This is a genomic window from Modestobacter sp. KNN46-3 (assembly GCF_011039295.1).
This window is the reverse complement of record NZ_JAAKGN010000141.1, coordinates 1-13,178: the sequence shown is the minus strand read 5'-3', so window position 1 is coordinate 13,178 and position 13,178 is coordinate 1. Positions and strand designations below refer to the sequence as shown.

Below are 13,178 nucleotides of genomic sequence, written 5' to 3'. Positions count from 1 at the left end.
GTGCGCCGGCTGGAAGCCTGCGAGCGGGTCGTCGAACTCCGTGCCGCGGTCGGTGATGGTGCAGATCACCCGGTCGGCCGAGGCCCAGACCCGGGCCGACACCGGCGGCGTGCCGTGCCGGAACGCGTTGGCCGCGATCTCGCTGACCGCCAGGTGGAGGTCGGTGCCCTGCTCGCGGTCGGGCACACAGGTGGCGAGCACGGCGGCCAGCTGGTGTCGCAGCGGAGCCAGCGCCCGGGCGCCGTCGACGGCGAACAGGGGCGGGCCGTCCTCCATCGGCTCGCGCGGCAGCGGCAGCGCCGGCAGGTACTGGGCCGGCGGGAGGTAGCCGGCGCTCGCCACCCGGACGCCGTCGACGAGCAGGTGGGGGTGGGTCTGCCCGGCGCTCGCGATGACGTCGGGGGACAGCTGCCGCTGGTCGTAGACGCACAGCACGTCCAGCGGGGCGCCGGCGAGCAGGTCGTTGACCACGGACTCGAAGCGCTGCCCCTCGCGCCAGCCGCGCAGCTCCGGACCGAAGTCCAGTCCGCCGAGGACCCGGAGTGCGCCTGACGGCGACGCGGCGGCCCGGTCGAGCAGCCGCCGGGCGGCGACGATGGCGTCCGGGCCGCGGCTGCCGCGCATCGAGACCCGTGGGTCGTTGGGCAGCTGTGTCTCCGACGCGCCCAGAGCGGCGCGGAGCAACCCGGCCGTCTCCTCCGCGCAGGACAGCACCGTCACGTCACCTGCGGTGAGGCCGGCCTGCAGCCACGGGACGGCCCCCTCGAGCAGCGCGTCGTCGGAGCCGACCACGAACGCCGTGTGGACGGCGGCGTGCTCGGGCCCGGTGGGGCACGCGTCGTCTCCGTTGCGCTGCACCGAGCGCATGGGACGAGGTCCGAGCACGGACACGGCACCTCTCGACGGACGGTGGACCTGAGGAACTGCTGGCATTCTCGATCACCCGCCCCAGCTCTCGGCAACCGCTTCCGGGAACCGCACCGCCCCGAACGGGTGAACCGCCGCACAGTCGCACGCAATGCGACGGCCGGCCAGCTGAGAGTCAGGACGGCGCGCGTGTCGCGTCACGGCGGCGACCGGCCAGGGTGTCCAGCGCCGTCCGGTCCAGCCCGGTGGCCGACTCGACCTCGGCGACGTCGAGGGCTCCACAGTCCAGGCCGCGGAGCACGACGGTGGCCAGCGCCCGCGCGGTGGCCGGCTCGTCGAGCACCCCGCCTTCGACCCGGCTGACGTACCCGGCGAGCCGCACCGCGGCGGCCGGCAGTGCGGCGCGGAAGAACGCGTAGGTGGCGACGTAGCGGGTGACCAGCTGCGCCGGGTGCAGGTCCCAGCCCTGGTAGAAGCCGCGCTCCAGTGCCCGGCGGACCAGCCCGGCGTGCAGCTGCCAGGCCTCGTGCACCGCCGCGGTGGTGCCGACGGGCAGCACGTTCGTCGAGCCGTCGACCGCTCGGGCCCCGGTGCCGGCCACCGCCACCTGCATGGCCTGCTTGGCGACGTCGGCGGCCGGGTGGCCGGAGGACTGGTGGGCCGCGGCGATGCCGAGGGCGGCGCTGTAGTCGTAGGTGCCGTAGTGCAGGCTCGTCACCCGGCCCGCGCCGGCGTGCAGCATCCGGGCCAGCGTCGTCGTGCCGTCGGCGCCCAGCACCGCCTGCGGTGTCTCCACCTGGAGCTCCAGGTCCAGCGCCAGCCCGCTGGCCTGCTCCAGGGCGTCCAGCACCGGCAGGAACGCGGTGACCTGCTCGACCGCGGTCACCTTGGGCAACGTGACGATCGCCCGGTCCCGGCCGGCCGCGGCCAGGCCGGTGAGGAACAGGTCCAGCGAGCGGACCCCGCGGCGCCGGGTGGGCTCCTCCAGCGACTTGGCCCGGACCCCGAGGAAGGGCGGCAGCCCGGTCTCGGCGGCGAGCACCGCAGCGGCCGCGGTGACGTCGCCGTCCTCGGCCTCGGGCGGGCCGCGGTAGCCGTCCTCGGCGTCGACCCGCAGGTCCTCGACCGGCTCGGTGGCCAGCTTCGCCCGTACCCGGGGCAGCACCTGCTCGACCAGGCCGGCGTCCAGGCCGAGGTCGGGGAGGCCGTGCTCGTCCAGCGCGGCCAGCGCCGCGGCGCCCCAGTGCGCGACGAGCCCGGGGACGACGGCGTCGGCGGGCACGTAACAGGTGTGCACCGGCTGCCGGCCCGACGACTCCCCCGGGTAGGCGGCCAGCCGGGCGGCGTCCACGGGCGCCAGCCGCCGGTCGAGCTCGTCGTACAGCTCCACGGGGATCATGGGCTGGCATCCTGTCAGCCGTGCCCGACTCCCCGCTGGACAGATTCAACGCCGAACCGGCAGCACGGGCCGAGGAGCTGCTGCGAGCCTGCAACGCCGCGCCGTCCTTCGCCCCGACCGTCACCGCCGGCCGCCCCTACGACTCCACCCAGGCACTGGTCTCCCGCGCCGAGGAGGTCAGCCGCGCGCTGCCCTGGACCGAGGTGAGCACCGCGCTGGCGGCGCACGCCCGGATCGGGGACCGGATGCAGGGCCCCTCGGCGGAGGCGCGGACGTCGCGGGAGGAGCAGAGCGGGATGACCACCGCCGCGGACTCGGTCCGGGCCGCGATGGTCGACGGCAACCGCGACTACGAGGAGCAGTTCGGCCACGTCTTCCTGATCCGCGCAGCCGGCCGGTCCGCCGAGGAGATGCTCGTCGAGCTGCACCGCCGGCTGCGCAACGACCCGGAGACCGAGCGCGCCGAGACCACCGAACAGCTGGCCCAGATCACCGGCCTGCGGGTGGCGGGGCTGCTCGCATGAGCGTCTCCACCCACGTGCTGGACGCCGTGGCCGGTCGCCCCGCGATGGGGATGACGGTGCGGCTGCTGGACGACGCCGGCGAGGCCGTCGCCGCCGGGGTCACCGACGCCGACGGCCGCTGCCGGCTCACCGAGGAGCCCACCGCCGCCGGCCCGCACCGGATCGTCTTCGGCACCGGCGAGTGGGCCGCCGGGCTGGGCCGGGAGACGTTCTGGCCGGAGGTGGTGCTGACCTTCGCCGTCCGTGAGCCGGCCGAGCACCACCACGTGCCGCTGCTGCTCTCCCCGTTCGCCTACTCGACGTACCGAGGGTCCTGAGCCGTCGGTTCCACGTGCAACATCCCGGCAACGCGGATGAGGGAGAGTGCGCGCATGGCGATCGTCCTCGGGCCCAACCAGTACGGGAAGGCGGAGGTGCGGGTCGTCGCGGTCGACCGCTCCACCGCCCGGCACTCCCTCGTCGACCTCAACGTCAGCTCTGCGCTGCGCGGTGACTTCGCGGCGGCGCACACCGCGGGCGACAACGCGCACGTGCTGACCACCGACGCGCAGAAGAACACCGTCTTCGCCTTCGCCCGCGACGGGATCAGCTCGCCGGAGGAGTTCGGCCTGCGGCTGGCCCGGCACCTCGCCGGCAGCTACGAGTGGGTCACCGGGGCCCGGGTGGCGATCGAGTCCTACGGCTGGGACCGGATCACCGTGGGCGGGGCGCCGCACGACCACGCCTTCTCCCGCACCGGCGGCGACGTGCGCACCGCGGTGGTGACCGTGGACGGCGCGGACGTGCACGTGCTCGCCGGGCTCGGTGACCTCGTCGTCCTCAAGACCACCGGCTCGGAGTTCTGGGGCTTCCCCCGGGACCGTTACACCACCCTGCCGGAGACCACCGACCGGATCCTGGCGACCGCGGTGACCGCCCGCTGGCGGTACACCGGGCTGGGCGTGGACTGGAACGCCACCCACGACGCCGTCCGGACGACGTTGCTGGAGACCTTTGCCGCCACCCACTCCCTGGCGCTGCAGCAGACGCTCTACGCGATGGGCGAGGCGGTGCTCGAGCAGCACCGGGACGTGGCCGAGGTGCGGATGTCGATGCCGAACAGGCACCACTTCCTGCAGGACCTCTCCGCGTTCGGGCTGGACAACGACCTGGACGGCCCGGGCGCGGTGGTCTACCACGCCGACGACCGGCCCTACGGGCTGATCGAGGGCACCGTGCTGCGGGACGACGTCCCGGCAGCGCCGGCAGCCTGGCTGAGCACCCCCGGCTGGTGCTGACGCGTCGGGAGGTGTGCGGCGCCCTCCCCTGGGGGTAGCAGCCTCCAGCGACACCTCGGGCGCACGGCCCAGCCCCGGCCTTCTCCACCGTGGTCGTCAGCTCCCGGAGAGGGAGGCATGGACCTCACGCAGGAGTTCGCTGCCCGCGTCACCGCCGCCGAGTCGGAGCTGCCCGGCCCGGAGCTGTTGCCCCTACGACTGGCCCGTGCCTGCGCTCAGGTGCTGCCGGTCGCCGGCGCCGGCCTCAGCGTCTTCTTCTCCGCCGACCGGCGGTTGCCGCTGGGCGGCAGCGGCCAGGAGGCCGGCATCGCGGAGCGCCTGCAGTTCACCGTCGGCGAAGGGCCCTGCCTGACTGCACACAGCAGCGGCAACCCGGTGCTCGCCGACGAGGAGGCGCTGCGCACCCGTTGGCCGGTGTTCCACGACGCGCTCGTCGCGCGCACCGCCATCCGCGGTGTCATCGCCCTGCCGCTGGCCGGCGGACTGCGGGGCATCGGCTCACTTGACCTCTTCGTGGAGCCGCCCGGCTCCGTCCGGGACCTGAGCCTCGCCGACGCCTTCACGGTCACCACCGCACTCAGCGACAGCTTCGCCGCCGCGATGGACCAGGAGCCACGCAGCGAGTCCGGGCCGGCCTGGCTGGACGCGCCCGCCGCCGGCCGCCGGGCACTGGTCTGGCAGGCGGTCGGCTTCGTCAGCATCGGGTTGGAGCTCGACAGCACCGATGCGCTGGCCCTGCTGCGCGCCCGGGCCTACGGATCGGACCGGGACGTCGACGAGGTGGCCGAGGCCGTGCTGGCGGACCGGCTCAGCCTGGCCGACCTGTCGCAGGTCGCCGAGACCGGGCACTGAGGCCGGTGCGGCCGGCACGTCCGGCCGCACCGGCAGCTCAGCGCTGGAAGCTGTCGACCGACTGCTGCAGGCCCTCCGACATCCGGACCAGGTCACCGGTGGCCGACTGCATCTCGGCCACGCCGGCATGGGTCTCCTGGGCAGCCCGGGCGACCTCGGCGACCGTCTCGGCGATCGACCGCCCGCTCTGCGCGGCCTCGCCGATGGCCCGGCTCATCTCGTTCGTCGTGGCCGTCTGCTCCTCCACCGCCGAGGCGATCGTCATCTGGTAGTCGTTGATCTGGGCGATCACCGAGGTCACCCCGCCGATGGCGCCGACGGCGCTGTCGGTGTCGGCCTGGATGGCCTCCACCCGCCGGGCGATGTCCTCGGTCGCCTTGGCCGTCTCCTGCGCCAGCTCCTTCACCTCGTTGGCCACCACCGCGAAGCCCTTGCCGGCCTCACCGGCCCGCGCGGCCTCGATCGTGGCGTTCAGCGCCAGCAGGTTCGTCTGCTCCGCGATCGAGGTGATCACCTTGACCACGTTGCCGATCTCGACCGAGGACTCACCCAGCCGGGCCACCGTCTGGTTCGCGCTCTCGGCCGCGGTCACCGCGCTCCCGGCCACCCGCGCGGCCTCGGCGGCGTTGTGCGCGATCTCCCGGATCGAGGCACCCATCTCCTCCGCGCCCGTGGCGACGGCGTCGATGGAGCTGCTGACCTCCTTCGCCGCCGCGGTCACGGTGTCGGCCTGCCCGGTGGACCGCCCGGCCGCACCGGCGATCGTCACGCCCGTGGCCGACAGCGACTTGGCCGCCCCGTCCAGCAGCCGGGATGCCTCGGCGACCTCGTCGACCACGTCGGACACCCGGTCGAGGGTGTCGTTGAGCGCACCGGCGAGCTGGTCCAGCTCGTTCCGCCCGGCGCCGACGTCCAGCCGCTCCCGCAGCTCCCCGGCCGCGAGGACGTCGGTCATCCGGCGCAGCGGCCGAGTGACGCTGCGCGACACCAGCAGCGAGACGAGCGCGATCACCAGGACCACAGGCGCCGCCCACAGGAGCATGGTGCCCAGGACGTCGAGGAAGGCGCCGTTCAGGTCGGCGACGTAGATCCCCGAACCGACGACCCAGCCCCAGGGCTCGTAGCCCGCGACGAAGGAGATCTTCGCCTGCGGCTCCTCCTCGCCGGGCTTGGGCCACATGTACTCGACGAAGCCGCTGCCGTCGCGCTCGACGACCTGCACCATCTCCACGAACAGCGCCTTGCCGGTGGGGTCGGTGTTGGCGCCGAGGTCGGTGCCGTCCAGCTCGGGCTTGATCGGGTGCATGACCATCGCCGGGTCCATGTCGTTGATCCAGAAGTACTCCTCACCGGAGTACCGGAGCCCACTGAGTGCGCTCTTGGCCTGGGCCTGCGCCTGCTCACGGGTCAGCGCCCCGCTGGACTCCTGCTCGCCGTAGAAGGCGACGACGCCGAGCACCGCCTCGACCGCGGACTGCGCCTTGTTGCGCTGCTCCGCCTCGATGGTCTGGCGCACCTGGAGCGCCCCGATGACGGCGATGGTGCCCATGCCGACCACGGCCACCAGCACCAGCGCCAGGAGACGGGTGCTGATCCGGATCCGGCGCAACCCCCCGCCGGTGAGGACGTCCCGCAGTCGTGTGCCCATGCCGTGCTCCCGTCGTCGACGGCGCAGTTGCCGTACCTGCGTTGTCGACCGAGACCGGACGGTCTCCAGTCGAGACGGTTAGCACATCCGAACCGCAACACACCAGAGACGAGCCGTGCACGCCCGTCTTGTGCATCACACGTTCACTGCCCCGTCGGCCGATCGCCCCCGGACCTGCCAGGATCCGTGCGTGAGCGACGAGCGGGAGACCCTGACCTACGAGGACTTCGGCCGGGCGGCCCGGGAGCTGGCCCAGCAGGTCGCCGACAGCGGGTTCGAACCCGACCTGATCCTGTCCATCGCCCGCGGCGGGCTCTTCCTGGGCGGCGCGCTGGGCTACGCGCTGGACGTGAAGAACCTCTTCGTGATGAACGTCGAGTTCTACACCGGCGTCGACGAGCGGCTCGAGCTGCCGGTGGTGCTGCCGCCGACGCTCGACGTCGTCGACCTGACCGGCACGAAGGTGCTGATCGCCGACGACGTCGCCGACACCGGCAAGACCCTCGAGCTGGTCAAGGAGTTCTGCGCCGGCCACGTCACCGAGGTGCGCACCGCCGTCGTCTACGAGAAGCCCCGGTCGCTGGTGACCTGCGACTACGCGTGGAAGCGGACCGACGCCTGGATCGACTTCCCGTGGTCGACCCTCCCGCCGGTCGTCTCCCGCGGCGGCGCCGGACACTAGGAGGACCCCGTCCTCCTCATCCCTCGCAAGCTCGGGACGAGCCTCTGGACGGGGCCGACGGCGGGACCCTTGCAGCAGAGCCCCGAGAGCTAACGGCGCGTGGAAGCCGTGATCGTGAACGTGGGGTCGCGGGTCACCTGGCGGGTCGGCCCGACGATGCGGCGCAGCGCGTCGCGGTGCGGAAGGTGGCTGTTGTAGACGCACCACAGCTCGCCCCCCGGCCGCAGCACCCGCGCTGCGGCGGCGAACAGCCGTTCGGCCGCCGCGGCGTGGACGGCGACGCCGAGGTGGAAGGGCGGATTGCAGACGACGAGGTCCACGCTGCCGTCCGGGACGCCGGCGGCGGCGTCGTCCCGGGCGACCGTGACCCGCTCGGCGAGCCCGTTCGCGGCGACGGTCGCCGCGGCCGAGGCGCAGGCCGCCGCCGACTGGTCCGACGCGATGACCGACAACCCCGGCCGGGCCGCGGCGAGCCCCGCTGCCAGCACCCCGGTGCCACAGCCGAGGTCCAGCGCCGTCGCGGCGTCCGGCACGGCGCCGGGGAGCGAGCGGAGCAACGCCCGGGTGCCGCGGTCGACCTTCGCGCCGGCGAAGGCCGCGCCGTGGGCGCACACGGTCAGCCCGAGGTCGGGGTGCTCGCGGCAGACGGGGAAGGACGACGTCCCCGGCTTCGGCCCCCGGGCGACCAGCAGCCGGGACTTCTGCCGGCCCCGGGTCGCGTGCACGTCGCTGAAGCTCTCGGCCAGGACGTCGTTCATCGCGTGGGTCATGTGCTTGACCCGCCCGCCGACCAGGAAGGTGACGTCCGGGTCGGCATCGGCGGCGACCACCTCGGCGAGCTCGCGCAGCGCGTCGAGCCCCTTGGGCGCCTGCGCCAGCACCACCCGGGCCCCACGCACCAGCTCGGCCCCCAGCGGCAGCGACCGGTAGGTGCCGGCGTGCCCGGTGCGCTCGGCGTTGCCGGCCAGGGCCAGCTCGCCGACCAGCAGGTCCTGGTGCACCCGGACGCCGGTCGCGCCGTGCAGCGCCACCGCACCGAGTGTCAGCGCACCGTGCGAGTCGTCGAGCACGACCACGCCGTCCGGGTGCTGCCCGATCAGCTCGGCCGCCTCGTCCAGCAGCAGGCGGTCGGTGGCGTCGACGGCGACCAGTTCGGGCGCGTCGACGTCGGGCTCGCGGCGGAGCTGGGCGAACAGTTCGTCGGGGGCCACGTCCCCACTGTGCCGGGCGGCGTGCACCGCCCCGACACCGGCCCGTCCCCCTGCTCTTCCGGCAAGGCACTCGGTGGGCTGCCCCACACTGTCGACGGGGCGCAGCGTCGTGACCGGGCTACCGGGGAGTGGCCGCGAGCAGGTCGACGGTCACCTGGGCCAGCTGCGGGCCGACGTCCTCCTGGAGGAAGTGGCCGCCGCCGGCCAGCGTGGTGTGCGGCATCCCCTGCGCCCCGGGCACCAGCTTCTGGAACACCGCGTCACCGCCGCCGGTGATCGGGTCGCTGTCGGAGAAGGCGGTCAGGAACGGCTTCTCCCAGCTGCGCAGCACGCCCCAGGCGGCCCGGTTGGCCGCGGCCGCCGGGTCGTCGGGGCTCGTGGGCACCAGCGACGGGAACACCCGGGCGCCCGCCTTGTACCGGCTGTCGGGGAACGGGGCGTCGTAGGCCGCCACCACCTCGGACGCCATCTCCGTCGCCGTGCCGTTGGAGATGATCCGGCCCACCTGCATGTCCGTCATGCCGGCCGCCGCACGCTGCCACGCCAGGAACGCCTCGCTCATCGGGTGGTCACCGGTGGGCAGGCCGGTGTTGGCGACGACGACCCGGGTGAACCGCTCGGGGTGCTCGGCCACGAGGCGCAGGCCGAGCAGCCCGCCCCAGTCCTGGCAGACCAAGGTCAGGTCGGTGAGCCCCAGCTCCTCCAGCAGCGCCTGCCGCAGCCATGCCACGTGCCGGGCATAGCTGTAGTCGGTCAGCTCCGTGGGCTTGTCCGACCTGCCGAAGCCGACCAGGTCCGGGACGACGACGCGCAGCCTGGCCGCGGTCAGCACCGGGATCATCCGGCGGTAGAGGAACGACCAGGACGGCTCGCCGTGCAGCAGCAGCACCGTCTCGCCGTCGTCCGGGCCCTCGACCAGGACGGCCATCCGCAGCCGGCCGCCGTCCCCGTCGTCCACCTCGACGTACCGGGGCTCGTAGGGGAACTCCGGCAGGTCGGTGAACCGGTCCTCGGGTGTGCGCAGCGCGTCCATCACAGGCCTCCTCGACTGGTGGGACGGCCCCCTGCAGGGGCCCGCCGCGAGCTTGCGAGCGGTGGGGGGCAGGGGGTGTTTCTTCAGACCCCCGGGAGGCCGACCGGGCAGCTCACGCCGGTGGAGTTCACCGGGCAGTAGCCGCCCGGCACCTTGTAGAGGTACTGCTGGTGGTAGCCCTCGGCGTAGAAGAAGTCGCCCAGCGGGGCGATCTCGGTGGTGATGTCGCCGTAGCCGGCCGCGGTCAGCCGCTCCTGGAACAGGTCGCGGCTCACCTTGGCGGCCGCCTCCTGCTCCGGGCCCTGGGTGTAGACGGCCGAGCGGTACTGGGTGCCGATGTCGTTGCCCTGCCGCATGCCCTGGGTCGGGTCGTGCTCCTCCCAGAACTCCTTGAGCAGGCGGTCGTAGGAGAGGACGGCCGGGTCGAAGACGACCAGCACCGCCTCGGTGTGGCCGGTGCGGGCCGAGCACACCTCCTCGTACGTCGGGTTCGGGGTGTGGCCGCCGGCGTAACCCGCGGCGGTCGAGTACACGCCCGGGGTCTCCCAGAAGACCTTCTCCACCCCCCAGAAGCAGCCGGCGCCGAAGACCGCGGTCTGCAGGCCCTCGGGGAAGGGCGGCTGGATGCGGTTGCCGTTGACCGCGTGCACCTCGGGGATGCCGGGCAGCGGCTCGGTACGGCCGGTCAGCGCGTCCGACGCGGTGACCGGCTGGGTCCTGGCGCGGGAGAAGAACATGCCTCGACTGTAGGTCCGTCCTGCGAGGCATCCCGCCCTGCGCCAAGGTGGCGGGGGCGCGAGGCAGCGCCACCGACGTGGAGGAGACCACAGACACATGGGGACAGACGAGCTGTCGGGCCGGGTGGCCCTGGTGACCGGAGCGGCCAGCGGCCTGGGCCGGGCGGTCGCGGTCGCCCTGGCCGAGGCCGGGCCACGGTCGCGCTGGGCGACGTCGACACCGAGGGTGCGGAGAAGACCCGCGCCCAGATCGGCCGGGACGCCGAGGTGGTGGCGCTCGACGTCACCGACGACGACGCCCGCCGTCGGGTGGTCGCCGACCTGTTCGCCCAGCATGGCGACGCCTTCGACCTGCTGGTCAACGTCGCGGGCATCGACCGGCCCGGCTACATCACCGACATCGACCTCGCCGACTACCGGATGGTGCAGGCGGTGAACTGCGAGGGCCCGGTCTTCCTCACCAGCGAGTTCCTCAAGACCGTGCAGCACCGCCCGGCCGACACCGTCGCCGACGTGGTGCACGTGACCTCGCTGTCTGCGGTGACCTCCGGCAGCGGCGCGATCGCCTACAACAGCTCGAAGGCCGCCTTCCGCAGCGCCACCCGGTGCATCCAGCGGGAGCTGCGGGAGAAGGGGACGGTCAGCCCGGACGGCACCGAGGTGCCCTTCCCGGCGCGGGTGCACAGCATCGTGCCGGCCGCGATGGACACCCCGATGATGGATCGCTGGGGCATCCCGGCGCACCGGATGATGCCGCCGTCCGACGTGGCCCGGATGGTGCTGACCATGGTCACCATGCCCGACACCAGCTTCGTGCCCGAGGTCTTCGTCATCCCCCGCAACGAGCCGGACTTCCCGCGATGAGCATCTCCACGCGCGAGTGGCAGCTGGTCCGGCGTCCGCACGGCGAGCCGGTGGCCGACGACTTCCGGCTGGTCTCGGCGGAGCGCCCGGACCCGGCGGACGGCGAGGTCGTGGTGCAGACCATCGCGATGTCGGTCGACCCGTACATGCGCGGCCGGATGAGCGCGGCGAAGTCCTACGCCGCCAGCTGGGAGCTGGGCGAGACGATGCAGGGCGGCGCCGTCGGCCAGGTCGTCGCCTCCCGCTCGGACGCCGTCCCCGAGGGCGCGCTGGTGCTGCACGGCCTGGGCTGGCGGGACGTCGCCATCGTCCCGGCGAAGCACGTCTCGGTCGTCGAACCGCTGCCCGGCCTGCCGCTGTCGCTGTACCTGGGCGTGCTCGGCATGCCGGGGCTCACCGCGTACGCGGGACTGTTCCGGCTCGCCGACTTCCGCGAGGGGGACGCCGTCTTCGTCTCCGGCGCCGCCGGGGCGGTGGGCAGCCTGGTCGGCCAGTTCGCCCGGCTGCGCGGGGCCTCGCGGGTCGTGGGCAGCGCCGGGACGCCGGAGAAGGTGCGCTGGCTGCACGAGGAGCTGGGCTTCTCCGCGGCGTTCGACTACCACGACGGCAAGGTCGCCGACCTGCTCACCGCCGCCGCACCCGACGGGATCGACGTCTTCTTCGACAACGTGGGCGGGGAGCACCTGGAGGCGGCGATCGGCGCCTTCCGGACCCACGGGCGGGCCGCGCTGTGCGGGTCGATCTCCGGCTACAACGCCACCACGGCGCCCCCCGGGCCGCGCAACCTGGGGTTCATCGTCGGCAAGCAACTGACACTGCGCGGGTTCATCGTGGGCAGCCACGCCGACCTGCGGCCGGAGTTCGTCGGCGCGGTGTCGGGGTGGCTGCAGGACGGCTCGCTCGTCGCCCGGGAGACGGTGGTCGACGGGCTGGACTCCGCCGTCGACGCGTTCCGGGCACTGCTGAGCGGGGGCAACACCGGGAAGATGGTCGTCCGGCTGGCGCCCGACCCTTCCTGACCTCGCCCCGGTGACCACCACGGGCTGATGGCTGCCTCCGCCCCATCGAGACCACCCTCAGCCCGTGGTGATCATGGCGAGCCGCCGGCCGCCGGTTGGCGACCGCGGGATCAGGGCAGAGTGCCGATCATGTGGCTCTTCCTCACCCGCCGTTTCCGCATGTGGGTCATCCTCACCGTCCTGGCCCCGCTGGCCACCAAGGTGCTGCGCAACCTGGGCCAGGCCCTGGAGAAGCGCAGCGGCCCCTCGGCGATCAGCAACGGCCTGCTCAAGGCCGGCGAGCTCGGGGAGAAGGCGCGTGTGAAGCTGGGCGGCAAGCGCCGCCGTTGACCGCCCCCACCTCGAGGACGACGTCTCGGGCGAAGCGGTGCCAGCGCTGCGACCGCCGCACCATGCCGTGCCCGCCGACGATGGTGAACCGGGCCACCCGGGCGTGCGCCCGCCGGGCCCGGACGGCGAACTCCGCGGACAGCCGCGGGGGCACCCAGCGGTCGCCGCGGCCGTGCAGGATCACCACCGTCTGACCGCCCAGGTGCATGACCGGCTCACCGGGCGGGGTCCACGGGGCGAGGGCGCAGACCGCGGTCACCGAGGGCTCCCCACCCGCGCGGAGCGCGGCCCGGCCGCCCATCGAGTGCCCGACCAGCACGATCGGGACGTCGGTGCCGTGCTGCTCGCGCAGCTGACCGATCGCCCAGCGGACGTCCTGGTAGGCGTCGGCCGCCTCCCCGTTCCAGCCGGCGACCCGGTAACGGAGCACGGCGGTGGCGATGCCCTGGTCGGCGGTGCTGGCGTGCACGTACTGCTCGAAGGCCCGCATCCGCACCAGCGAGAGCGCCCGGGTCTTCGGCGGCTCGATGCTGGCGGGGGTTCCGCCGTGACAGAACAGGGCGATGCCCCGGGTCTCCCCGACCGCCGACCGCTGTTCCTGCTCCAGCTCGGGGGAGCAACACCGGGAAGATGGTCGTCCGGCTGGCGCCCGACCCTTCCTGACCTCGCCCCGGTGACCACCACGGGCTGATGGCTGCCTCCGCCCCATCGAGACCACCCTCAGCCCGTGGTGAT

At 73.7% G+C, this 13,178-nt stretch carries 15 protein-coding genes; 8 read left to right on the top strand and 7 right to left on the bottom strand.

The window, feature by feature from the left end:
* The coding region (locus G5C62_RS21435) for a sensor histidine kinase (protein ID WP_164702604.1) at window positions 1-858 on the bottom strand (858 nt) is incomplete at its 3' end.
* A 184-nt stretch (window positions 859-1,042) separates the two neighbouring features.
* On the bottom strand, window positions 1,043-2,266 hold the full coding sequence (locus G5C62_RS21430; RefSeq protein ID WP_164702603.1) for a DUF6986 family protein: 1,224 nt from the start codon (window positions 2,264-2,266) through the stop codon (window positions 1,043-1,045).
* A gap of 20 nt (window positions 2,267-2,286) precedes the next feature.
* Between G5C62_RS21430 and uraD the strand changes: the two genes are divergently transcribed.
* From uraD to G5C62_RS21410, 4 genes are all read left to right on the top strand, one after another.
* Window positions 2,287-2,790 (top strand): 2-oxo-4-hydroxy-4-carboxy-5-ureidoimidazoline decarboxylase, encoded by a 504-nt coding sequence (uraD, locus tag G5C62_RS21425; protein ID WP_164702602.1) that lies wholly within the window; start codon window positions 2,287-2,289, stop codon window positions 2,788-2,790.
* Window positions 2,787-3,107 (top strand): hydroxyisourate hydrolase, encoded by a 321-nt coding sequence (gene uraH / locus G5C62_RS21420; RefSeq protein ID WP_164702601.1) that lies wholly within the window; start codon window positions 2,787-2,789, stop codon window positions 3,105-3,107. The genes uraD and uraH overlap by 4 nt, the downstream gene beginning before the upstream one ends.
* Before the next feature lie 54 nt (window positions 3,108-3,161).
* Window positions 3,162-4,067 (top strand): factor-independent urate hydroxylase, encoded by a 906-nt coding sequence (pucL, locus tag G5C62_RS21415; RefSeq protein ID WP_164702600.1) that lies wholly within the window; start codon window positions 3,162-3,164, stop codon window positions 4,065-4,067.
* A 117-nt stretch (window positions 4,068-4,184) separates the two neighbouring features.
* On the top strand, window positions 4,185-4,919 hold the full coding sequence (locus G5C62_RS21410; RefSeq protein ID WP_241176050.1) for a GAF domain-containing protein: 735 nt from the start codon (window positions 4,185-4,187) through the stop codon (window positions 4,917-4,919).
* Window positions 4,920-4,956: 37 nt separating this feature from the next.
* Here G5C62_RS21410 and G5C62_RS21405 read toward each other — a convergent pair whose 3' ends face one another.
* Window positions 4,957-6,567 carry a methyl-accepting chemotaxis protein gene (locus tag G5C62_RS21405; protein ID WP_052090771.1) on the bottom strand — a complete coding sequence of 537 codons (1,611 nt, stop codon included), beginning with the start codon at window positions 6,565-6,567 and terminating at the stop codon, window positions 4,957-4,959.
* A 190-nt stretch (window positions 6,568-6,757) separates the two neighbouring features.
* On the opposite strand from G5C62_RS21405, the gene G5C62_RS21400 reads away from it, so the two are divergent.
* On the top strand, window positions 6,758-7,249 hold the full coding sequence (locus tag G5C62_RS21400; RefSeq protein WP_164702599.1) for a phosphoribosyltransferase: 492 nt from the start codon (window positions 6,758-6,760) through the stop codon (window positions 7,247-7,249).
* Window positions 7,250-7,338: 89 nt separating this feature from the next.
* Here the strand turns inward: G5C62_RS21400 and G5C62_RS21395 are convergent, their stop codons facing one another.
* From G5C62_RS21395 to msrA, 3 genes are all read right to left on the bottom strand, one after another.
* Complete coding sequence (locus G5C62_RS21395) at window positions 7,339-8,460, bottom strand: methyltransferase (RefSeq protein WP_164702598.1); 1,122 nt, start codon at window positions 8,458-8,460, stop codon at window positions 7,339-7,341.
* Between the two features lie 118 nt (window positions 8,461-8,578).
* Entirely contained in the window at window positions 8,579-9,493 is a 915-nt protein-coding gene (locus G5C62_RS21390) for a haloalkane dehalogenase (protein WP_164702597.1), read from the bottom strand.
* 83 nt (window positions 9,494-9,576) lie between these two features.
* Entirely contained in the window at window positions 9,577-10,230 is a 654-nt protein-coding gene (gene msrA / locus G5C62_RS21385) for a peptide-methionine (S)-S-oxide reductase MsrA (protein WP_164702596.1), read from the bottom strand.
* Here msrA and G5C62_RS21380 point away from each other — a divergent pair.
* The 3 genes from G5C62_RS21380 (at window position 10,138) to G5C62_RS21370 (ending at window position 12,443) form a co-directional block, all read left to right on the top strand.
* Window positions 10,138-11,094: an SDR family NAD(P)-dependent oxidoreductase gene (locus G5C62_RS21380; protein ID WP_241176049.1), complete on the top strand. Its 957-nt coding sequence runs from the start codon at window positions 10,138-10,140 to the stop codon at window positions 11,092-11,094. The two genes, msrA and G5C62_RS21380, sit on opposite strands and share 93 nt — an antisense overlap.
* Window positions 11,091-12,113 carry an NADP-dependent oxidoreductase gene (locus G5C62_RS21375; protein WP_164702595.1) on the top strand — a complete coding sequence of 341 codons (1,023 nt, stop codon included), beginning with the start codon at window positions 11,091-11,093 and terminating at the stop codon, window positions 12,111-12,113. The genes G5C62_RS21380 and G5C62_RS21375 overlap by 4 nt, the downstream gene beginning before the upstream one ends.
* A gap of 129 nt (window positions 12,114-12,242) precedes the next feature.
* Window positions 12,243-12,443 carry a hypothetical protein gene (locus G5C62_RS21370; protein ID WP_164702594.1) on the top strand — a complete coding sequence of 67 codons (201 nt, stop codon included), beginning with the start codon at window positions 12,243-12,245 and terminating at the stop codon, window positions 12,441-12,443.
* On the opposite strand, the gene G5C62_RS21365 is transcribed toward G5C62_RS21370, so the two are convergent.
* Entirely contained in the window at window positions 12,382-13,002 is a 621-nt protein-coding gene (locus G5C62_RS21365) for an alpha/beta fold hydrolase (RefSeq protein WP_346774137.1), read from the bottom strand. The genes G5C62_RS21370 and G5C62_RS21365 overlap by 62 nt on opposite strands.
* Between the last annotated feature and the right edge of the window lie 176 nt (window positions 13,003-13,178).

Bases quoted from the DNA above. Each gene is read 5' to 3' on its own strand.
- G5C62_RS21430 (WP_164702603.1), bottom strand. From the start codon at position 2,266: ATGATCCCCGTGGAGCTGTACGACGAGCTCGACCGGCGGCTGGCGCCC.
- uraH (WP_164702601.1), top strand. From the start codon at position 2,787: ATGAGCGTCTCCACCCACGTGCTGGACGCCGTGGCCGGTCGCCCCGCG.
- pucL (WP_164702600.1), top strand. From the start codon at position 3,162: ATGGCGATCGTCCTCGGGCCCAACCAGTACGGGAAGGCGGAGGTGCGG.
- G5C62_RS21410 (WP_241176050.1), top strand. From the start codon at position 4,185: ATGGACCTCACGCAGGAGTTCGCTGCCCGCGTCACCGCCGCCGAGTCG.
- G5C62_RS21405 (WP_052090771.1), bottom strand. From the start codon at position 6,567: ATGGGCACACGACTGCGGGACGTCCTCACCGGCGGGGGGTTGCGCCGG.
- G5C62_RS21390 (WP_164702597.1), bottom strand. From the start codon at position 9,493: ATGGACGCGCTGCGCACACCCGAGGACCGGTTCACCGACCTGCCGGAG.
- msrA (WP_164702596.1), bottom strand. From the start codon at position 10,230: ATGTTCTTCTCCCGCGCCAGGACCCAGCCGGTCACCGCGTCGGACGCG.
- G5C62_RS21375 (WP_164702595.1), top strand. From the start codon at position 11,091: ATGAGCATCTCCACGCGCGAGTGGCAGCTGGTCCGGCGTCCGCACGGC.
- G5C62_RS21370 (WP_164702594.1), top strand. From the start codon at position 12,243: ATGTGGCTCTTCCTCACCCGCCGTTTCCGCATGTGGGTCATCCTCACC.